Origin of the sequence: Leptospira barantonii (assembly GCF_002811925.1) — a bacterium.
GTDB classification, from domain to species: Bacteria; Spirochaetota; Leptospiria; order Leptospirales; family Leptospiraceae; genus Leptospira; species Leptospira barantonii.
Genome location: NZ_NPDS01000007.1, coordinates 145001 through 165560, shown reverse-complemented (window position 1 = coordinate 165560; position 20560 = coordinate 145001). Strand labels below are relative to the sequence as shown.

At 41.9% G+C, this 20560-nt stretch carries 20 protein-coding genes and 1 pseudogene; 13 read left to right on the top strand and 8 right to left on the bottom strand.

Annotated features, from left to right (window positions below; all coding sequences use genetic code 11):
* Positions 1 to 10: 10 nt before the first annotated feature.
* Positions 11 to 340 carry a hypothetical protein gene (locus tag CH367_RS15775; protein WP_100763460.1) on the top strand — a complete coding sequence of 110 codons (330 nt, stop codon included), beginning with the start codon at positions 11 to 13 and terminating at the stop codon, positions 338 to 340.
* Positions 341 to 449: 109 nt separating this feature from the next.
* Here the strand turns inward: CH367_RS15775 and CH367_RS20860 are convergent, their stop codons facing one another.
* Complete coding sequence (locus CH367_RS20860; protein WP_165783313.1) at positions 450 to 1046, bottom strand: hypothetical protein; 597 nt, start codon at positions 1044 to 1046, stop codon at positions 450 to 452.
* Here CH367_RS20860 and CH367_RS15760 point away from each other — a divergent pair.
* Both CH367_RS15760 and CH367_RS15755 read left to right on the top strand, forming a co-directional pair.
* Positions 1045 to 2142: a hypothetical protein gene (locus CH367_RS15760; RefSeq protein ID WP_100763458.1), complete on the top strand. Its 1098-nt coding sequence runs from the start codon at positions 1045 to 1047 to the stop codon at positions 2140 to 2142. The genes CH367_RS20860 and CH367_RS15760 overlap by 2 nt on opposite strands.
* Positions 2143 to 2205: 63 nt before the next feature.
* Positions 2206 to 2514 carry a DUF1905 domain-containing protein gene (locus CH367_RS15755; protein ID WP_100763457.1) on the top strand — a complete coding sequence of 103 codons (309 nt, stop codon included), beginning with the start codon at positions 2206 to 2208 and terminating at the stop codon, positions 2512 to 2514.
* A 27-nt stretch (positions 2515 to 2541) separates the two neighbouring features.
* Here the strand turns inward: CH367_RS15755 and CH367_RS15750 are convergent, their stop codons facing one another.
* The gene (locus tag CH367_RS15750) at positions 2542 to 3594 is read right to left on the bottom strand and encodes a M23 family metallopeptidase (RefSeq protein WP_100763456.1); all 1053 of its coding nucleotides are present in this window, start codon (positions 3592 to 3594) and stop codon (positions 2542 to 2544) included.
* A 263-nt stretch (positions 3595 to 3857) separates the two neighbouring features.
* Here CH367_RS15750 and CH367_RS15745 point away from each other — a divergent pair, with 263 nt between their 5' ends.
* The 6 genes from CH367_RS15745 to CH367_RS15720 are packed head-to-tail and all read left to right on the top strand — an operon-like array spanning position 3858 to position 9235.
* Positions 3858 to 4385 (top strand): flagellar protein FlgN, encoded by a 528-nt coding sequence (locus CH367_RS15745; protein WP_100763455.1) that lies wholly within the window; start codon positions 3858 to 3860, stop codon positions 4383 to 4385.
* 32 nt (positions 4386 to 4417) lie between these two features.
* Positions 4418 to 6328 carry a flagellar hook-associated protein FlgK gene (gene flgK, locus CH367_RS15740; RefSeq protein ID WP_100763454.1) on the top strand — a complete coding sequence of 637 codons (1911 nt, stop codon included), beginning with the start codon at positions 4418 to 4420 and terminating at the stop codon, positions 6326 to 6328.
* 38 nt (positions 6329 to 6366) lie between these two features.
* The gene (locus CH367_RS15735; RefSeq protein ID WP_100763453.1) at positions 6367 to 7632 is read left to right on the top strand and encodes a flagellar hook-associated protein 3; all 1266 of its coding nucleotides are present in this window, start codon (positions 6367 to 6369) and stop codon (positions 7630 to 7632) included.
* Positions 7633 to 7682: 50 nt separating this feature from the next.
* Complete coding sequence (gene fliW / locus CH367_RS15730) at positions 7683 to 8135, top strand: flagellar assembly protein FliW (protein ID WP_100763452.1); 453 nt, start codon at positions 7683 to 7685, stop codon at positions 8133 to 8135.
* On the top strand, positions 8136 to 8390 hold the full coding sequence (gene csrA, locus CH367_RS15725; RefSeq protein ID WP_069608962.1) for a carbon storage regulator CsrA: 255 nt from the start codon (positions 8136 to 8138) through the stop codon (positions 8388 to 8390).
* Positions 8391 to 8440: 50 nt separating this feature from the next.
* Positions 8441 to 9235 (top strand): LA_1326/LA_4305 family lipoprotein, encoded by a 795-nt coding sequence (locus tag CH367_RS15720; protein ID WP_100763451.1) that lies wholly within the window; start codon positions 8441 to 8443, stop codon positions 9233 to 9235.
* Positions 9236 to 9552: 317 nt separating this feature from the next.
* On the opposite strand, the gene CH367_RS15715 is transcribed toward CH367_RS15720, so the two are convergent.
* Together CH367_RS15715 and CH367_RS15710 are read right to left on the bottom strand one after the other, a co-directional pair.
* Positions 9553 to 11349, bottom strand: a complete 1797-nt coding sequence (locus CH367_RS15715) for a monovalent cation:proton antiporter-2 (CPA2) family protein (protein WP_100763450.1) — start codon at positions 11347 to 11349, stop codon at positions 9553 to 9555.
* A 46-nt stretch (positions 11350 to 11395) separates the two neighbouring features.
* Entirely contained in the window at positions 11396 to 12151 is a 756-nt protein-coding gene (locus CH367_RS15710) for a type 1 glutamine amidotransferase domain-containing protein (RefSeq protein WP_100763449.1), read from the bottom strand.
* 175 nt (positions 12152 to 12326) lie between these two features.
* Between CH367_RS15710 and CH367_RS15705 the strand changes: the two genes are divergently transcribed.
* The gene (locus CH367_RS15705; RefSeq protein WP_165783312.1) at positions 12327 to 12812 is read left to right on the top strand and encodes a glutathione peroxidase; all 486 of its coding nucleotides are present in this window, start codon (positions 12327 to 12329) and stop codon (positions 12810 to 12812) included.
* A 36-nt stretch (positions 12813 to 12848) separates the two neighbouring features.
* Positions 12849 to 13298, top strand: a complete 450-nt coding sequence (locus CH367_RS15700; protein ID WP_100763447.1) for a MarR family winged helix-turn-helix transcriptional regulator — start codon at positions 12849 to 12851, stop codon at positions 13296 to 13298.
* Between the two features lie 24 nt (positions 13299 to 13322).
* Here the strand turns inward: CH367_RS15700 and CH367_RS15695 are convergent, their stop codons facing one another.
* Positions 13323 to 14285 (bottom strand): NAD-dependent epimerase/dehydratase family protein, encoded by a 963-nt coding sequence (locus CH367_RS15695; RefSeq protein ID WP_100763446.1) that lies wholly within the window; start codon positions 14283 to 14285, stop codon positions 13323 to 13325.
* A gap of 95 nt (positions 14286 to 14380) precedes the next feature.
* Here CH367_RS15695 and CH367_RS15690 point away from each other — a divergent pair, with 95 nt between their 5' ends.
* A complete protein-coding gene (locus tag CH367_RS15690; protein ID WP_100763445.1) occupies positions 14381 to 14785 on the top strand; it encodes an LIC13410 family lipoprotein in 405 nt (134 codons plus the stop codon).
* Between the two features lie 9 nt (positions 14786 to 14794).
* Here CH367_RS15690 and CH367_RS15685 read toward each other — a convergent pair whose 3' ends face one another.
* A complete protein-coding gene (locus CH367_RS15685; RefSeq protein ID WP_100763444.1) occupies positions 14795 to 15583 on the bottom strand; it encodes an LIC13411 family adhesin in 789 nt (262 codons plus the stop codon).
* Between the two features lie 107 nt (positions 15584 to 15690).
* Here CH367_RS15685 and CH367_RS15680 point away from each other — a divergent pair, with 107 nt between their 5' ends.
* Positions 15691 to 18114: a 1-acyl-sn-glycerol-3-phosphate acyltransferase gene (locus CH367_RS15680; RefSeq protein WP_100763603.1), complete on the top strand. Its 2424-nt coding sequence runs from the start codon at positions 15691 to 15693 to the stop codon at positions 18112 to 18114.
* A 3-nt stretch (positions 18115 to 18117) separates the two neighbouring features.
* On the opposite strand, the pseudogene purT reads toward CH367_RS15680, so the two are convergent.
* Positions 18118 to 19293 (bottom strand): annotated as a pseudogene (purT, locus tag CH367_RS15675) (formate-dependent phosphoribosylglycinamide formyltransferase); the annotation flags it as partial.
* Between the two features lie 71 nt (positions 19294 to 19364).
* On the bottom strand, positions 19365 to 20525 hold the full coding sequence (locus CH367_RS15670) for a FecR family protein (protein WP_100763442.1): 1161 nt from the start codon (positions 20523 to 20525) through the stop codon (positions 19365 to 19367).
* Positions 20526 to 20560 lie beyond the last annotated feature (35 nt).

Below are 20560 nucleotides of genomic sequence, written 5' to 3'. Positions count from 1 at the left end.
CAAATGGTAAATGCAAACGGACGATAAAAAATACATTCGAGTTTGGACAAAGTTAAGCGTCTCCGAAATATCTTCTCAACTGATGTTGATCGACGATTTGTACGGAACTTGCGGTAACTGTAAACATCTTGGTTTGAATTATACGAAAGACAAAGATTGTCCCGAATGCAAAACGAAGTTTCGTTACTTGGCGACCAATTCCAAATCTACGGCTGAGATTGCAAAAATTCTCAATCGTCTTGAAAAAGAAGGTCTGGATTTGATCCTGATCGATCGGGAAGACTTCAATCAATCGAAAGCGAAAGACGCAGTAAAAGATTTATTCAAACCGGTCGAATGATCGATTCGACTTCGGTTTACAAGCCGATTTTTTGAGGAGAATTGATTCTTCCGACAAACCGCTTCGTTAAAATTTCGATTGTCTTTTTAATTTCCGAAAACGGGTGACTTCATTCTTTTTTAGAATCGATGAGAGTTTTTAAACCCTGTAAGCTTCTTTCCAATTCCTCTACTTGTTCCTTCAATAGACTTCGATCTAAGAGTTTTTTCGAATCTGAAGATGCCAATTCTCCGTACGATTTTGCCATTAAATCGTGAAAAGATTTTTGAACCTTGTTCAAACCGCTTTCAAAATCTTTGGGATTGAGCGCGTTTCTTCTTTGATACATCGTTTTCAAAAAGGAAAAACACCAACGAATCAAGAATATCGAATATGCGGGAATCAAAAGATACGAGGCCGTCAATAAAATAGGACCGAGATTCCAAGTTTGTGAAACCGCATTATGAAAGAATGCCCTCAAAGTCGAAACGATCAAAACGGCAAGAGTGTAATTCGATCGACTCGTGCTCGGGGAAATCGTATTAAAAAGATAAACGATAAGCAAAGAAAAGATCAGAACCAAAAAGAGGTCCAAAGGTACGATGGAAAAAAGAATCTTTAAAAAAGATGTAATTACCCCGATCGTATCAAGAAATGATTGGATGGACTGGGATAGGCTGTCAAAACTCGTTTTCAGATCTGAAAAAAAACCGGTAATCTGACTCATGAAATGGCTCCAAAAAATTCCTGGCTGGAAGAAACTCCAATCTTTCCTTGTGAAACTGCAAGAACTTTCCTTTTTGAGAAAGCTCTATCTGATTTACTCGATCATCGGAATTTCATTTCTCATTCTTCATGAAAATCATCTCCCGATATTTTTTATACTGCTTTTGGTTTCGGGAGCTTATCTCGTCGCGAGCGGCTTTTTCTTTTTGATCTCGTTTGCGTTCGGAAAACTTCTTAAGGAAGAATCCGTTAAAAGATACAAGATCGGTCCCGATTCGACAAGTACGTATGACGCAGTTCGAGTTTTCTTAAACCCGATCGTGGAAGCGATCGTCTTTGCATCGTGTTTATCTCTGCTCATTTTTACCGATTTTTATTCCAATCGTTCCGGCATTATTTTTATCTCCGTTTATTGTGCGATCGGACTTGTCTTGCGATTTCTCGAAAGCAGCGTCTTCTATAGAATCGCGTTACTCGGGTTGATGGTTTTAACCGGGGGGCTTTTAAGTTTCAAGGCGCTTCAACAAGCCGAAATATTGACATCTTACATTCTTTTTAAACCGACATGGGAACAAAAAGAACTCACCAACTGGAGTTACGATTCCGAATCGAGAGTTTTGAAGAATGCGGATATTCAAATCCAACTCACCTTGCCCGAAGATTTTTACTTTCACAATCCGAAAAATTTAACCTTGAAGGATCAAACCGGAACCGGACAGATCGCGGGAATTATCTCCTCGAGTGAAACCGATCCGAATCGTTATCCTTCGGTTAGAATATTTTATTTCCCAGAACCCTTTTTGGAAATCGATAAGATCAAACCCGAGTTCGGAAAGTATTTGGATCTTGCGATCAATCAAGGTGAGATGGTTGAGGTTCACGAACTCGGAGAAGAGAATTTCGAAAAGAGAATGGACGGGGTTTTTTGGACCTATTACGACAATCTAAGACCGAGATATGCTAAGACCGGTTTTTTCATTTCCTCCGGAGATAAACTTCCCGATTCGTTTTTGTTTCATATTTCCGAAAGTTTGGTTAAGGGAAGAACGCACGAAGAAGCCGTGGAAAAACTTCTACAAAGTTTCAAGAGAGAATAGAATATTCAAAAATTCTAAGCTTATCAACGCGCATAAAAACTTAGAATCGAGCATAAAGAAAGAATGAATCCGAATTCTTTTAAAATTGAATTTAAAGCAAAGGTTTGGATTTATCCGGGTAAAGGCGGTTGGCATTTTTTAACCTTGCCGTTGAACGTTTCCAAAAAGATAAAACTGTTTGCGGAACAATCGAAAGGATCTTGGGGAATGATTCCCGTTTTAGCTCAAATCGGTGAAACGAGTTGGAATACATCGATCTTTCCTGAAAAAGATTCTCCGAAATATGTTCTACCATTGAAAGTGGAGATTCGCAAACGGGAAAAAATTCTTTTGGATCAGAACGTCCGTGTTTCCCTTACGATTCAACTTTGATCCCTCGAATCGGAATATGCAGTTTTTCTAATCGAACAATTTCTGAGAAATTACGGAGAGAGGGTTTACCATAGTTCCTTGAACGCGTAAACCCAAATGAAGATGTGGTCCGGTCGACATTCCCGTAGAACCTACTTTGCCGATCGGATCTCCCTTTTTTACCTTATCGCCTACTTTTACGTTCAATTCCGATTGGTGCATATAGAGTGAATAAACTTCCAAGCCGTGATCGATAACCGTAAAATTTCCTTCGTAGTACATCGCTCTGGAGAGGATTACGGTTCCGTCGTTGATTGCGTAGATCGGAGTTCCGACCCCGCCTTTGAAATCCACACCGCCGTGCGGTTTCCCTTTCGTTTTGTTGTAGATTCTTCTTTTGTAAAAAGGACTCGTAAAATGAACTTCTTGAATCGGGTATACAAAATCGGAAGAGATTTGTAAGTCCGTCTTCGAATGAAACGCTTCCGCCTTGGCCTTGGAACAATCCGCGATAAAATCGAGAGTTTCTTGAGGAAGCTCCTCGGATGTGTATTTTTTATCCATGGTCAACGTGGAAACTTTTGTGACAGAGAAAGCGGTTTTGTGAATGGGAATTTCGTATTCCTTATAATCGTTTTTACGGAATAGGTTTTTATCTTGAATTTCTAATATTCCACTTTTCTTATCAAACTCGGGAGAGACGGGAATCCAAGCGTAAAATACCGAATCTTTCATCGTATAAGGGACTTCTTTTTTTTCCCAAAGAATTTTGATTCTATCCAATTTGGAAAGAGTAGTTTTTTCGGGAATCAATTTGAGAAAAAGAAGTTCTCCCTGTGAAAATTTTCTGGTCTGAATCGAAAAAGAAAACAGGGCTTCTTTCTTTTTGATGATTTCAAACTGCGCAGGAGTTTCTTTTTTAGGATCCTTTTTCGGTTTTTCCTTAACTTCTTTTTCCTTTTTGGAATCAAGCGGAAGTGTGGATGCCAGTTTTACGTCCTTGGCTTTGTTTTGCGTCTTGTCTTTGGAAAAAACGGAATGAAAGCTTAGGAACGGAATTAAAAAAAGTATAACGTAAAAAATTCTCAGATATTTATGCATCGGTTCCTGCTATGTTTTTTTGAAAGGTGCGGGAGTACAATTTAAAAACGTTTGGAAATAAATTGTGAACCTTCGATTCTCCGCCAGAACAACAAAAGAACTTAACTAAATCTGACTCATTTTTTGGGTCTTTTCCCGCTCGAATTCCCGAACTTGCTTATGTCTTATGAACGACCGCCTGGAGATTCGTCTTTTTCTTCGAAAATTACCTAAGCAAATTTCCGATTTTACCGATTCTTGATAGCAGGGATCGGATAAAACAAATGAAACAAGAGGAATGGTTGGAGCAACTTACGAAACTTTTTCAGGACGAGATCAATCTTTATTCTAACGTCCTGGAATTGGAGACTCAAAAATCGGCGGCTGTCGTTCAAGCCGACGGAAAGTCTCTCGAAACGATTACTAAAAAGACATACGAGTTGCTCGTTATGGCCGCTGAGATCGAAAGAGTTCGCATGAAATCGATCGAAGAAGTATATCGTTCTAAAAATTTCGCTCTCCCGGAGAACGGAGCGCCGACCTTATCCGATTTTTTAAATCAACTCGATAGAGAATCCAATTTCCGTTTAAAAGAATTCGGATCCTCCCTCAAAGCGGTTCTTCATCGTTTAAAAGAAAAAATCAAATCCAACGAAAAACTGATTCTGACTCGTCAGGAAATTCTTTCCAGAACGATCGACGTCATGAAAGAAAAAGCGATGGAATCCGACGTTAGCACGTACGGATCGGGAAAAAATCCGGAACGCAAACAAGCCAAAAGACAGGCTTTGATGCTGAACGCTTCGGCGTAAGCAGATCGAATATTTCGAAATAGGAGGAAGCCATGGGATCCACATTTTCAGGACTTGAAATCGGAAAGCGGGGTTTAACCGCGCACCAACAAGCGCTTCAAACGACAGGTCATAATATTTCCAATGCGGATAACAAGCATTATGCGAGACAGAGAGTCACTATGACCGCGATGGATCCTTTGTATGATCCTTCTCTCAATCGCGCCAATCTCCCGGGTCAAATTGGACAAGGGGTTGAAATCGCATCTATCGAAAGAATTCGAGACAACTTCATCGACGATAGAATTATAGAAACCTCGGGAAACAAAGACTACTGGGCGGCTCGTAACGAATATCTTTATCAATTGGAAACGGTTTTTAATGAACCGAATGGAACGACTCTTCGCACTTTGATGGATAAGTTTTGGTCTTCTTGGGAAGATCTGGCGAATTATCCCGAAGACAACGCACATCGTTCCGTTGTTCTCGAAAAAGCGAACGGACTCGGAAGTAGAACCGAAGACGTTTATCGCAAACTTACCCAACTCAGAGATCAAGCCAATCGTGAAATCGAAACCAAAGCGTATCACATGAATACGATCGCGGAAAATATCCGTACTTTGAACGAAAGAATCGGTAAGTCCGAAGCTCTTGGCGATAGACCGAACGATCTTTACGATAAGAGAGACGCACTTTTACAGGAACTGTCTTCCTTAGTCGATGTTACGATCGGTCGTTCCGACGAGGACGAACTGATGGTTTTTATCGGTCAGCAGATTCTCGTTCAAGGAAACAAAGCGAACAAGATCGACATTCTCGGGAATCCATCCAAGGACGGACTTCTGGATCTTTATTGGTCCGCAACCGGTGATCCTGTTCTTTTGAGAAAGGGAAGATTGCAAGGTCTGATCGAAGTTCGTGATAAAATCATCCGTGAAAAAATCGATCAAGTGGATTCTTTATCTATCAACGTTATGGATGCGGTCAACGAAATTCACAAAGACGGATTCGGGATCAACGGAAATACCAATCAATCTTTCTTTAATATTCGTTCCTTATCGATCAACACGTTCGGCGAATATGATTCCAACGGAGACGGACAAAACGACGTAACCGCAATCTTCAGGGTTACCGGCAAAAACACGATTGATCCGGATCGTCCGATCGGAATCAACGGAACGCTTACATTCAATCAATCCGATTCGAAAGAAGCTCCCGTTTTGATTCCTTACTCTACCAATGATACCTTGAACGGAATCATCAAAAAAATCAACGCGTCTCGTTCCGGTGTCGTGGCTTATATGAACCACGATAATCAACTCGCGTTGAAGGCTACCGTTGCGGACGATCATCCGAATAAGAATTTCATTCTCAGACATATCGAAGACTCAGGCGATCTTCTCGTAGGTATGACTGGAATTCTGATGGCGTCCGGTCCTTCGGGAGCTTACGACTATAAACGTCTCGGCGAGATCAACAAACTTCAGGCGCGTTCGGAGGATATCACTCTTACACCGCACTTTCATCCTTCTTCGCATTTTAGAGTCGCAGATTCAATCGCGAATAACGTTGCAAACATCGCGGCGGCAAGAGGTAAAGACGTTGGTGGAACCGGAGATTACAATTCGCCGGGCGGTCATAAGGACGGACGTAACGCTTTGATGGTCGCTTCCGCTTTGAGAAACAGTCCCGTGATGGTGGATTACTCCAAAACTACGGATGACTTTTACAATACTTTGATTTCCAAGTTGGGAACCGAAGCGAGGGAAGCAAAACAGGAATTCGGAATTCAAAACGATCTGATGAGCGAACTCGAAAACATGAGACAATCGGTCATGGGAGTCAACTTGGATGAAGAGATGGCCAACATGGTTCAGTTTCAACATTCTTACAATGCGTCCGCAAAGATGATCAACACGATGAACGAAATTCTCGATACGATCATCAATCGATTGGGCGCTTAATCCCGGATAACAAGGACGGGTAAGGAGAAAAGTTTATGATGCGCATTACGAACATGATGCAGAACAACAGTCTGATTCATAATTTAAACAGACATCAGCTCAATATGGACGAGACGCAGAACCAGCTTTCAACGGGACAAAGAATCCGTCTTCCGTCGGACGAGCCGGGTCGCGCGACCAATCAGATGTTCTTTCGTTCGAGATTGAACGAACTGGATACGTTTCAAAGAAACATCGACGACGGTAATTCCCGTCTTCAACAAATCGACGGAGAATTGGATCGTATCGGTTCTTTGTTTCAAAGAGCGAGGGTTCTCGCAGTTCAAGCGTCCAACGGTATCTATCAAGGTGATAAGGGTTTCGAACTTGAAGTCGCGATCGGAAAAGAAATCGACGAAATCTTAAGAGCATTAGTCGACATCGCAAACACAAGAGATGCAACCGGACGTCCTTTGTTCGGTGGATACGTTATCGAAAGACCTCCTTTCGAACCGATCGAATCTAAGATCAAAGGTTTGCAAGGAATTGAACTGAAGAATCAATACATTGGCGTGGAATACCGGGGTGATATCGGAGAACAACTTCGTGAAATCGAAAAGGGAGAATATATTCCCGTAACGATTCCCGGAAATAAAGTTTTCTGGGGAACGAACATGAGTATCACGAGCAAGGTGGATAACTCGGGTTACATCGCTTCTTCCGATCAAAAGTTTAAGATCGACGGAGTTGAGATCCACGTTTCGGCGGGAGATACGATCGACGATATCATCGATAAGATCAACAATTCTCCGTTGGAAGTGAAGGCCAATAAACTCGCGCAGGATAACATCAGTTTGAGTTCCACGGCTCCGCATCAGATTTGGATGGAGGACGTGGAAGGTGGCACGATCTTAAGAGATATCGGCCTTGTGGATTCGGCGACATCCGAACCGCCTAACAACTATTCCAAGTCTGCGACCGTAACGGGACTTTCCGTTTTCGACGTGATGATCCAGTTTAGAAACGACCTCATTCAAAAAGATCAGGAAAGAATTTCCGGACGAGATCTTCAGGATCTAGATTTGGCAATGGAGAATATTCTTCGTTACCGAGCCATCGTTGGTTCGAGAATGAATCGTATGGAAGAACACGCGCAGAGAGTGGACTTCGATAAGTCGTACATGACGGAGCTTCTTTCTAAAAACGAAGGAATCGATTTTCCAGAGACCATCATGAACATGAAATGGTTGGAAACCGTCCATCAATACGCGTTGAACGTCGGATCGAAAATCATTAAACCGACGTTGATGGATTTTCTGAGATAAACAAAAATATAAAACGTTCGCAATGTAAATGTCGAAGGTAAAAATTTAAAATGGGAATCGAGATTCATACAAAACCTTTTGGAAAAATGCAAATTTCGGAAAAACAAATTCTGTCCTTTCCGGAAGGGTTGCTAGGATTCGAGGATTACAAAAAATTCGCTCTCATCGAAGAAGAGGAAGAATCCGTTTTCAAATGGCTTCAATCCGTCGAAGAAGTGGATCTAGCCTTTGTTGTGATCCCTCCTTCTCTCTTTAAGAAGGAATATAAACCGTTGATTCCCGAGCAGGAATTACAAGGGATCGGGATCGCCGAGATCAAAGAAAGTCTAACGTTGGTGATCGTTACGATTCCCGGTGAAGATCCGGCTTTAATGACGGCCAACATGCAGGGACCGATTCTTATCAATAAGGATACGCTTTTAGGAAAACAATTCATCTCAAGAAACGAATCTCATTCCGTCCGGGAAAAAATTCTCGAGTCGGCCGCAGTGGAGACTGGTTAAGTGCTGGTCTTAGCAAGGCGAACGAACGAATCGATCATGATCGGCGACGATATCGAAATCGTAATCGTCGATATCAAAGGTGATCAGGTAAAGATCGGAGTTAAGGCGCCGAGAAACGTTTCCGTTCATAGAGCCGAAGTTTATAAGGACATTCAAGAAGAGAATAAAAAAGCCGCCGGCACAAAAATCAAACCGGAAGATCTCGGTAAAATCGGGAACATTCTTAAAAAGAAGGATTCCGGAAAGAAAGAATAATTCTTACTTGAAGGATCGTCTTTACGAGGAAATTCTTTCGATGTTCTGCCATGAATCGATTTAGACTTTTTATTCTCTCCTTAGTTGTGGTTTCCTGTTTTGCCGGAATCCGAAAAGAATTAAATTATTCATCCGATTCGATTGCGTTTTATTCTTTTGAAAACGTACCGGACTTACCCGTTTGGTTGGATCGAAACGCTTCTTATCCTCAAAACCAAGAAAGAAATAATTTCAAAACTCTGATCGCGGACGCGTTGTATCAGATGGGAAATCGAAACGATTCTCTCGTAAACGATTCCGCGTTTCGAATTTTTTCCAAAGAACTGAGTCAGGAGATTGCGGAGCGATCCTTTCGAAATTTTGAACGTTCTTCTTCGCATGTCTATCAACTTTGGATTTTGAAAAAAGAAGATACGATCAATCCGGGAAGAAGAATTCGAAGAACGGTCTTTTTATTATACCCTACGATCGATTCGATTCATTTTATCTTTTTCGAATTGAATCAATTCATCGACTTTCAAACGCCGTACGCGTTTCAAGATTGGTCGAATTATTCTTTATCCGAATCGAATCTTAAACCTTCGCTGGAAGTTTTTATTCCCGACTCTGCAATCGGAACATTGTCTTATTATAACGATACGCAAGGCGAATCTAAAAAGTTTCATATAGTCGTCAAGACCGGATCGACGGCACCGCAGAACACCGAGGTGAAAACTCCGCAAAAAGAAAATGCGATTCAGGACTCGGAGAAGCGATTGTTGGAACTGAAGAATCTGTTCGATAAGAAACTAATTTCTGAAGAAGAGTATAAAAGAAAGCGAGAAGAGATTCTTAAATCGTTATAATCTTTTGAACTATGAAAAGGATTTCAAAAAATCGGAGCGGCTCGGTGAAGAGCCACTCCGGAGAGAATAGTGAAGAGAATTGGATTTCTCCGCCCTAAACTCTATGGGAAGTCCAAGACGGAAAAGTTTCCTATAATGAACATATCCGCTGGACTGGGTCTAAAAGACAGAGAAAAACGAGTTGCCCCGTTATATTTTTGATCGGAACCCGTTTAGGAAATGAATTCCGTAATAATTTATTGAGTAACTTGTATTCGATCTGACGCTTTTTCTATCAAATAGAGTGAATTGTAACACTTTATAAAAAGTTAAGGCCGTTAGCTCGCGGCCTTCCCTTCTTTTTCTTCTCGGTCAGCTTCGAAGGCGGCCTCAAGTTGCCGCATTGCATTCTTGGAAAACTGAATGAACTCTTTCTCGTCGTTTCGAATTTGAAACTGCCCTTTCAGGGTTAATTCGTCGTGCGCTCTGAATTTTTTAACCTTCTGTTCCACTTCCGAATCCATAAATCCGAGCCTGCTCAGAGTTTCCCCCGCAAGTTCCAAAGCCGAAGCAAAAGTATCTCTTCGAATAATCTTCACACCGAGTTCCATCAGTTTAAAAACGTGTTCCCGATTTCGAGCCCTCGCGATGATCGTGAGATTCGGAAAGTGTTTTTTAATGAGTTCCGCGACTTTGATGGAAACTTCTATATCTTGAACCGCTAATATAAATAAATCTGCATGTTCTGCACCCGCGGATCTTAAAAGACTCAACTTACTCGCGTCTCCGTAGTAGATCTTATAACCGAATTTTCTCGCCAAGTTTACTTGATCCGGATTGTGTTCCAATGCGGTGAACCCAATTCTATGTACGAAAAGCATCCTCGCAATGATTTGTCCGAATCTTCCGAAACCGGCGACGATTACGCGGTTTTGTTCTTCAATCTCGTCGTCTTCCTGTTCTTCTTCTTTTTTGAAAATCAGATCCGCGATCTTATCTTTTGCGATTCCTAAAATCGGAGTTAAACCCATGGAAAGCGTGACCACTGCGATGACTAAGTCCGCCCTTTCTCGGGGAAGAATGGAAAGTGAAACTCCCACTCCTAAGATTACGAATGCGAATTCTCCGCCCTGAGAAATCGTTACGGAAAGATTGAGCGAAGCTTCTTCGTTGTGTTTGGAAATTCTTCCCAAAAGATAGAGGATACTCGCTTTTACGAACATCAACGTTAATGCGAAAACCAAAACGAGAATCGGATCTTTCAAAACTTCCCCGAGATTGATCGACATTCCAACTGCTAAAAAGAATAAACCTAATAGAAGACCCTTGAACGGTTCGAGATTGGATTCCAACTCGTGTCTGTATTCCGAATCGGCGAGGATCACTCCACCCAAAAAAGAACCGAGCGCCATGGACAAACCGACTTGATCCATCAATAGGGAAACGCCGATTACGATCAGCAGAGAAAGAGCGGTGAAAATTTCATGATTCCCCGTGGAAGCGACGAGTCTGAACAAAGGGCGAGCCAAAAATCTTCCCGCTAAAATTACCGCGAGAATCGTTCCTACCGCGAAAAGGATTTGTTTCATTCCTCCCTGCGAACCGGGATCCGCGGCGGATTCCGCTAAGAATGGAAGCATCGCCATAATCGGAATTACCGCAAGATCCTGAAACAATAGGATCGCGAACGCGCTTCTTCCGTGAGCGGTGTTGAGTTCGTTTTTTTCTCCCAAAACCTGAAGGGCAAACGCGGTGGAAGATAATGAAATGCTAATACTGATTACGATGGCCTGCGATTTTTCCAAACCCAAGAACGATAATGCGACAAAGAATACGAGGGATGTTAAAACGACTTGTAGTCCGCCTAAACCGAAGACGGGTCTTCTCAGAATCCAAAGCCTTTGAGGTTTCAATTCAAGACCGATCAAAAATAAAAGTAAAACGACTCCGAACTCCGACAAATGAAGAATACTATCCACGTCGGTTATCAAGCCGATTCCCCACGGTCCTATGATCGTTCCTCCGATCAAATAGCCGACCACCGAACCGAGCCCGATTCTTTTAAAAAGCGGAACCGAAATTACGGCCGCGGACAGAAATACGATAAGAGTTATGAGTAAGTTATGATCCTGCATTCTTTATCCTAGATTACTTAGACGACATACTTAAATTTGTATCGAATTAAAACAATTTCATAAAGGAAATTACGAACGAGTGCGCGTCGCCGGGCCATCTGGAAGAAACGTAATTTCCATCGGTGAGCGAATGGCCTCTTTTTAATTTCTTATGATTGTCTCGGAAGATCGGTTTCGGTCCGAAGTGAAAATCGTTCGGGTCTTTCAGTGAGGACTTAACTTCTTCCTCGACTGATTGCGGATAGGTTCGATAATAATTTCCCAACCACAATCTCGTTAAATTCCAAGCCGCCATCTCTTGCGATTTCAAAAGTGCGGTCGTTTTTTTTCCGTAAAGAATCGAACGATCCGTTCCCGGCAATTTACTACGCGCGGCCAAAACGACTCCGTGACAAATCGCGCCAACCGGTTTGCCGGTCGCAAAGAACGACCCAACAAAGTTCTGAAGTTCTTTCGATTCCAAGTATTCTTTCATTCCGGGTGCGTGACCGCCGGGAAGAATCAATCCTTCATAATTCTCGGGTTTTAAATCCTTATAGGAAATCGGATTTTGAAACTGAGGATCCGAAATCATTTCATCATAAGCGGCTCTCGCTTTTTTATGAGCGATCAAAAGCGGTTTCCAAATTCCGAGTCCTTTTCCAGTTACCATTCTAAAATCCGCAACGCCGGGTTTGCCGTTGGGAGTCGCAAAAAAAACTTCGAAACCGTTCTCTTTGAGAGTTTTCCAAGGAATTGCGGCTTCGGAAGGATCGAAGTCAACGGAAGGAAGAGGAATGAGAATTTTATTCTTGGCGGCCATGGATGGATTCTATCCTTTCTCGAAAAAAATCAACACCTTAGAACGTTTTGATTCGGGCTCGGTTAAAAATGTATTTGTTTTCGAATTTTCGTAAACCGGTAAAAATTTTCTTGACGAAAGGGAAAATTATATATTTTGTAAAATTAAATTGTGCACAATCTAAATGGAGATTGAAATGAGCCAAACATTGTACGACCTCACCGCAACGCTGAACAGCGGCAAAGATCAAAAATTGGAAGATTATAAAGGTAAGGTTCTCTTAATCGTGAACACCGCGAGCGAATGCGCTTTTACTCCTCAGTATGCGGGTCTTCAAACACTCTACAGTAAATACAAAACGAACGGACTCGAGGTTCTCGGGTTTCCGTGCGATCAGTTCAAACATCAGGAACCGGGCTCCGATGAAACGATCAAGGCTTTCTGCCAAAGAAACTATGGAGTTGAATTTCCGATTTTCAAAAAGATCGACGTGAACGGAGACAACGCTCATCCGGTGTTTCGCTTTTTGAAAAACGAGGCTTCGGGATTTTTCGGAAACTCGATCAAGTGGAACTTTACGAAATTCTTGGTGGATAAACAAGGAAAAGTCATCAAACGTTTTTCTCCGATGACAACTCCCGAAAAGATCGAAAAAGAAATTCAAGATTTATTAAAAAAATAAAAATCGAAACCGTCCCATGAAAGTGGGACGGATCTCATCATGACAACCGCTAAAGACCTGTATCTTGAAAATCAAATTTGTTTTCCGCTCTACGCGTGTTCAAGAGCTGTAACGGCTCTTTATCGTCCGATCCTGGACGAGTTAGGACTTACGTATCCGCAATATCTCGTTCTTCTCGTGCTTTGGCAAGAGGACGGATGTAGTGTAAAGGAAATCGGAAAAAAATTATATTTAGATTCGGGAACCTTGACTCCGTTGTTAAAACGTCTGGAAGACTCGGAGCTTGTTGTTCGAAAACGTTCCGAAGAAGACGAACGATCGGTTCAAATCTTTCTTTCCAACAAAGGCAAAAAGTTAAAAGAGAAAGCCGTTTGCGTTCCGACCCGTCTTTTGGAAAACTTCGATGTGGATAAAAAAAGTCTGAATGATCTCAAAAACGATTTGGATCGTCTGCTTTCGCTTCTTTCAGAAAAGGCGGAAGTTTAAACTCTTTCTTTGGATTTCAGAATTTCAGAATTTCAGAATTTCAGAAATTCCTTCCTCAAAATTTTTATTAAACCGAAATCCCAATTCCTTTTGAATCCGATCGGAAACGACGATCGAGGATTCTTGGATGTATTCCAAATTGATTTTCTTTTTCGTTATCTTCGTTAGGAGCGCGTTGGCGACGTTGAATAAAAATAGAATCAGTCCTCTAAGTTTCAAAGTCAGAAAGAATTTTCCGGGCATCAATTTTGAAAAAAGAATTTTAACCTCTTCGGAAGACAGAGCCTGCGGATAGGAAACGTTGAAAATTTTACCGGAAGCTTTATTCCATTTATTCAATACGAGTAAAATCGCCGCGATCACATCGGAAGAATGAACCATGGATTTTTTGAAATTCGGATTTCCGGAATAAAGAAGAATGCCGTATCGAAACAAAGTAAGGAGTTTATTTAGAAAGCTTTTATTCGTAGGTCCGTAAACCGAAGCGATCCTCAAAATTACGAACTGATTCTTCGATTTTTGAATTAAGGTTTCGCATTCTATTTTTGAAATCGCATAAAACGTATTTCCGTTTAACAAAGAAGATTCGGTCACGGGTTGATCCGAAAATCCGTAAACGGATGAGGAACTTGAAAATAGGATTCCGATTTTTTTATTCTTGGACGCGAACTTGAGAATCTTACTCGTAGAAAGTTCGTTTCCTTTTCTATATTCTTCCAAGGTCGAAGCTTCTCCGCTTACCTTACCCGCAAGATGAACGATAAAATCCGGATTCTCATCGATGGAAAATTCGGAATCGTTTTCCAGATCGACTTCATAAAAAACGAAATTCGAATGAAAACGAACCGTATCCGGAAAAGAAGAAAGTTTCCTTCCGATACAAATGACTCGGTGATCTTTGAGTAATTCCGGAACGAGCATGAGACCTAAGGAACCGCTTCCTCCGGTCACTAAAACGGTTTTAACGGAACTTTCTTTCTCGTTCATGCGGCCATCGTGGTTCTTCGGGAAGGATAAAGAAGAATTTTTTAAATTCCGTTTCGATTTTTAATCTCGACAGAGCGAAAATAAAATCGATACTTGTGGTTCAAAATCCAAACTTAGAGAAGGATACGATGAAAAAGATTTTTTCAGCGCTTTTGATTTTAACTTGTATGTCCGTTCTTTCCTTTTGCAAATCCGAGGAGAAAAAACAACCTCCAAGACAAGAGTTTCAACCCAATTCCGATATTAGAACTTTCGAAGTGGGAATGGTTAAGGAAGGAGATAAAAGAATCAAAGCGGAAGCGGTATTAGGAACTCCCTCCGTAGAACTCAACACACAAGACGGCGCGGTTCTGGAATGGTATTTGGTTTCCACGGATTATCAAAAGAATTCTTATAAGACTTTGGCTGAAAAACCTGCGGCGATCACCGATGATACGAAGTTCATCAAACTTACGATCGATAAGAAGGGTGTGATTAAAAAAATGGAATATAAACTCTAAGAAGAGATTTTAATCCGAAGTATCGTCTTCCAATAAATCCAATCCCGCGATTCCGACTAAAAAGTCGAGAAGCTCCGCGGGATTGAATCCAAGTCTAATTCCGGCATAAAGTCCCAAGTAAATTTCGATCTGATAAAGAAAACTTTTCGGATAACCGTCTTTCTTTTTATTCAAAGCCTGTAATGCGTTTTGAACCGCAGGATCGCTTCTGTCAAAACTTTGCGCTTCGAGAAATCTTTTGTAAAATTCTTCCTTCTTTCTTTTTCTTCTTTCCGCGACGGGAATATTGTAGAAGGAAAGATAACGAAGTTTCTGACTTTTGATATTGTATCTTTCGTTTAGAAATTCAGGAACCTTGTCGCCCGGTATTTTAGAATCTTGTAAGTTCTTTAATTCTTCCGCAACTTCGGGAGCGATTTCTTCGGAAGATTCTTCCGTTTCGGACGTTTGTGTTTCAACACCCAAAGGAAAAAAAGTATCACTTCCTAAAATTCCGAAGATCAATTGTTGAGATCGATAAGAACCGAAATAACCGCCGCGAAGACCGTAACCTTTTCCTAGATCTCGTTTACCGGGCGCGGTTTCACCGCCTTGAAAAACAAAACCTCCGGCCAAAGGACCGATTCGAAATCCGATTCCATAACCGGGAGTTTCCACACCCGCAGTGAAAATATCCTTAAAATCATTCTTTCTGTTTTGCAGATAAGTCGCGCAGTTTGTCGAACCGATGAAAAAACAAATTAAGAATATGAAAAAAAACAATCTGCCGTGTTTCTTTTTGGAATCGGATAAAATCACAAACCCACTCTGTTTTGATTTGTTCCTTGCGCAACCCGGAAAAAGAAAACGAAAGAAGGTGTTTTCTGATTGTTTCCGGCATTCTTCGCTTCTCAATAGCAATCAGAATGGAAGAAACAAAACCATCCGCACTAATTTCCGCTAATATTGCCGTTTTGGGAGGAGGACCGATGGGGGTCTTTCTTTCCACTTATCTTTCACAGGAAGCAAAGGAAGTTTCTCTTTGGTATGACGATAGAAAAAGAGCCGCAAAGATCGAAAAGGAAAGAATCACGACCATACTCGAGGATTCGATCACTCTTCCCGAAAATATTCGAGTTAAAAGCGAGTTCGATTTTTTAAAGAACGGTTCTTGGATTCTTATCATCGCGGTTCCGTCCCGATTGATGGAAGGAATTCTGGATGAGTTAAGCAAGGTCCTGGATAAGAATTCTTCCCATTACATTTTTACGTTTACCAAAGGTCTTTTGTCTGCGCCGACCAGAAGAAAAACGAATTGCATTACATATTCTGAATACATTCAAAAACTTTCAAGCTCCGGACAATTTAAGAATTTAGAATATACCGCCGTGAACGGTCCGAATCTTTTAGGCGAACTAAAACGAGGTCATCATAGTTTTTATTGTCTTTCTTCTTCAGGTTCTCAATCCGTGGAAATTTTCGAAACCTTGTTCGGAGGTTCGAGAAATCATACGAAAACATACGAGGATCTAATCGGCCTCGAAATTTTCGGAGTTATGAAAAATCCGATCGCGATCGCTTGCGGAATCGCTTCCGGAATTCCGGAATGTGGAAGCAACTTCGAGGGAGAATTGATCAGCCTCGGTTATTCGGAAATCATTTCTCTTTTGGAAGCTCTTGAAATTCCGACCAAACCGGTTCAGGATTACGGGCTCGCCGATTTAATCGCGTCCTGCACTTCGCGTTTCAGTCGAAACAAAGCCTACGGACATAGATTCGTTCACAAGTTGATATCCGGTGAAGATCAACCGAACCTGATCGAAAGAATCGAACTTTTTTTCAATCCCGCCGAATTCATCCAAAAGGAAGTGAGTCAGAGCGAAAGCCATGTGGAAGGCGCATTCGCTTTGGCGTCTATCACCGCTTTGGCGGAGGAGAAGAAGGTCGAAATTCCTCTCTACAATACTTTGTTTCAAATTCTTACGAGAAGAGTTTCTCCGACCGAGTTGATCCGCTTCGTTTCCAAATCTACCTCGGACGAGGTGCGTCATATTTCCAAAACAGCCACGAAACGATCCGGTTTGGGAATGACTTCCGGTAAAAAATTCCAAGAAGCGTTGAGTAAGAACGTATTCCGTCATATCAACGGACAACCGGGAATGGCGGATCGAATCGTAAAACAATCCACTCTTCTCGTAAAAGCATTAGAAAAACGTTATAAAGAGGCGGAAGAATCGAACGATCTCACCGATCTAATTCAAATTCCGAAAGAGATTCAACTTTGGAACGAGGTCGAGCAAAAATTTCAGGAACGAGGGAGTAAGGATCTCACTAAAATTTTGGACTTTTACGTTTCCGAAATTGCTGACGACTATAAACCGTTCTTAAGAGATACGCTGATTCATCTGATCGCGCCTACTCGATACGTTCTAAGCGGTTTTAAACCCGGCGCCGGATTGCCAAAGATCGGCGGATGTGTCAAAGAAGTAAAAGCGCTCGCGTCGAGATACGATATCCTTTATACTCCGACTCATAGATCGCATTTGGATTCGGTCGAAGTCGCCTTCGGATTAAAATGGTTGGGCCTTCCCGTTCCGAGATATGCCGCGGATAAAAAAGTGATGGCGACTCCGGGTTTGGCGAACGTGTTGAAATCTCTCGGCGCTTACATGGTGGATAGGAAACGAAATCGTAATATTCTATATTTGGAATGTTTAACCCAATACTCGACGATGATGTTGGAAGCCGGAATTCCCACCTTGGTATATCCCGAAGGAACTCGTTCTAGAACCGGGGGAATCATACCGATCAAAACGGGAATTCTTTCCACTTCGGTGGAAGCTTACAAACATACCGGTTCGGAAGTGATCGTGGTTCCGATCGCATTGTCTTACGAAAACGTTCCCGAGGACGAAGAATTCTGTGGAAGCGATAAAAAACCCGGCTTTAAGGATTTCTTCTATAAAAGAACGGAAGTTTATATGGATCTTTGCGAACCGATTCCGGTTTCAAGATACATACACGAAGAGGATCCGACCGGATCGATCGGATTTGAGATCACTCAGGGTTGGAGAAAATACAGAAGAATTCTTCCCAACCAATTGATTGCGCGTTTGTTTGTGGAAAGCGGTTCGGAGATGGCGATCAACGATCTAAAAAATCTGATCAAAGAAACCATTCTTACAAAAAAAGGAAATTATCTTACCCAAGATTCCGATGAAATTTTAAACCGAGGTCTTAAAGTTTTAAAACAAAGAAAAATCATTTCTTTGGAGAACGGAAACGCTAAAGTATTGGATCCGAATTTGATCCAATACTATGCAAATATGTGTACGGACGAATCTACTTAGTCTTCAATCGACTTTGATTTTAGAAGATAGAAGAATTGCTCGTTTGCGAAGAGAGGAGATTTCTTCTCCTTTGGTAGAATAGGAAAGTGTGACTCCCATTCTTCGATACGGTCTCGTTACCGGTTTACCGAAGATTCTAAAGTCGGACTCGGACATTCCCGACGCGATATCCAATCCTTTCACCTCGGGAATTTTACCGTCCGTGCTGGAAAGAATGACGGCGCTTGCTCCTTTTCTTTCCAGAGTGATTTCCATGATAGGGATTCCCAAAATCGCACGAAGATGAAGTTCGAACTCGTTGAAATTTTGTGTTCCGGCTAACGTAACTATTCCAGTATCATGCGGTCTTGGGGATAGTTCCGAAAAATAAACACGATCCTTCGTTAAGAAGAATTCCACTCCCCAGATTCCCGAGCCGGTAAGTTCTCTTGTAACCGCGTCGGCCATTCTCTGAGCTTCTTTCAATTGTGATTCGGAAATTTCCGCGGGTTGCCAGCTTTCTTGATAATCTCCTCGTTCTTGTCTATGACCGATCGGCGGACAAAAAAGAGTTTTACCGCTTTTCTGAGTCACAGTCAAAAGAGTGATTTCGGATTCGAAAGGAACGAATTCTTCGACGATCACTTCGGCGGCTCCAGCACGGCCCTTTGTTTGCGAGGCTTCCCAGGCTTTGGAAATATCACCCTCGGACTTGATGACGGATTGTCCTTTGCCGGAAGAGGACATGAGCGGTTTTACAACACAAGGAAGTCCTAATGTATCGATCGCCTTTTTCAGCTCTTCTTCGGAAGAAGCGTATAAATATTTTGCGGTGAGAAGGTTTAAATCCTTTGCGGCCAAGTCTCGAATCGCTTTACGATTCATCGTAAAGTTCGCGGCCTTTGCGGAAGGAACAACTTGATAACCTTGTTTTTCGTATTCGTAAAAACGTTCGGTTCGAATCGCTTCGATTTCGGGAACGATCAGATCCGGTTTGTGTTTTGCGACGACCTGATCCAAAAGATCTCCATCCAACATGTTGATGATTTCTTTTTCGTGAGCGACTTGCATCGCGGGCGCGTTATCGTAAGAATCGACGGCGATAACGTGTTGCCCCAATCTTTGAGCCGCGATCACGAATTCCTTACCGAGTTCTCCCGATCCTAAGAGCAGAATTTTCTTTTTCATAGTCTTGCTGGCAGACTGAAAGAATTGTTCGAAAGATCAAAAAGAAAATCGGATCCAAAAATCAAATTTCGTTCCGTAGATTCTTATTTGGCCTTCGTTTTGATCTGGAAGGTATGATAATCCACGTAGTTGATTTCGTTTTTATTAATACGAACGACTCCGCTCGGAGTATGAAGAATCAAACGATCGCCGATTTGGGTAACGATCGCGCCGGATAGTTTTGTGCCGTCTTCCTTAACTACGATCTCGAGGACGTTGTAGTATTCCTTGATTTTGGCTTCGTCCTTGAGTCCGCTCGCTTCCGCTTTAGTTTGGATATTTTCCAAGGCTTGATCCAGTTTGGAATTTTGGTCGTTTTGAATCTCGGAAGAAATCGAAGAAATCATCGGTTGATTCGGATCCGGATTGGATTCGGTTAGAGCCTTCGCGACAAGATTTGAATCCGCTTGAACGAGGGTTTCGATTTCCGCAGTTTCTTGAGGAGATTCGGTAAATGCGGATTTTTCGGGAGAATGATTCTCCATCTTTTGAATCGTTTCGAATTCCTTGGCGATTTCTTCGTTTTGTTCCATTCTCGTTAAGATGAGTTGGATCATGTGATCGAGATCCGGTTTCACATAAGAAGCTTCTCCGTTTTCTAAAACGACTTCGTTCTTTTCCAAGAACGTTATGAATTCCTGATAGAGTTCCTTATCCTGAGCTTCTTTGTCCGCGAGAATTTCCTTAGGAATTTTGAAACTGATCGCGACGGCGCCTTCGTAAACTTTAACTTTGGGAGGTTTTCCGTTGGTAAGTTCAAAGGAGAATGTAGTTCCTCGAACACCCGCAACCGTCGTCGGAGTGGAAATGTAAAACGATTCGTTCGTTTTGAGTTTATTGGTTTTAATCAATAATTCTCCCGCTTGCACATAGAGATTCGTTTCCTTTTTCTGCGGGTTGGAAATATTTTTTAGAACGAGTTTCGTATAGGATTTTACGCGGATGATTTCGCCGTTTCCGGTTTGAATGTCGATCGATCCCGAAGCGGTTTGAAGTTGATCGTTCTCCTTTAGAATCAAACCGACCGAAGGTTTTAATTTTTTTCCGCTTCGAACGATTTCCGCGTCACCGCTTCGGAAAACGATGATCATTCCGGAAGGAACCGGTTCTTCCTTGATCAACAAGGATGAAATAAAACGGCAAGAAAAATTAGAACAGAATATTAGAATCGCGAGAGTCAACGCGGAAAGGATTTTAGTTCGCATTTGAATTTCCTAATGTAACAGTATTGATCGTTGTA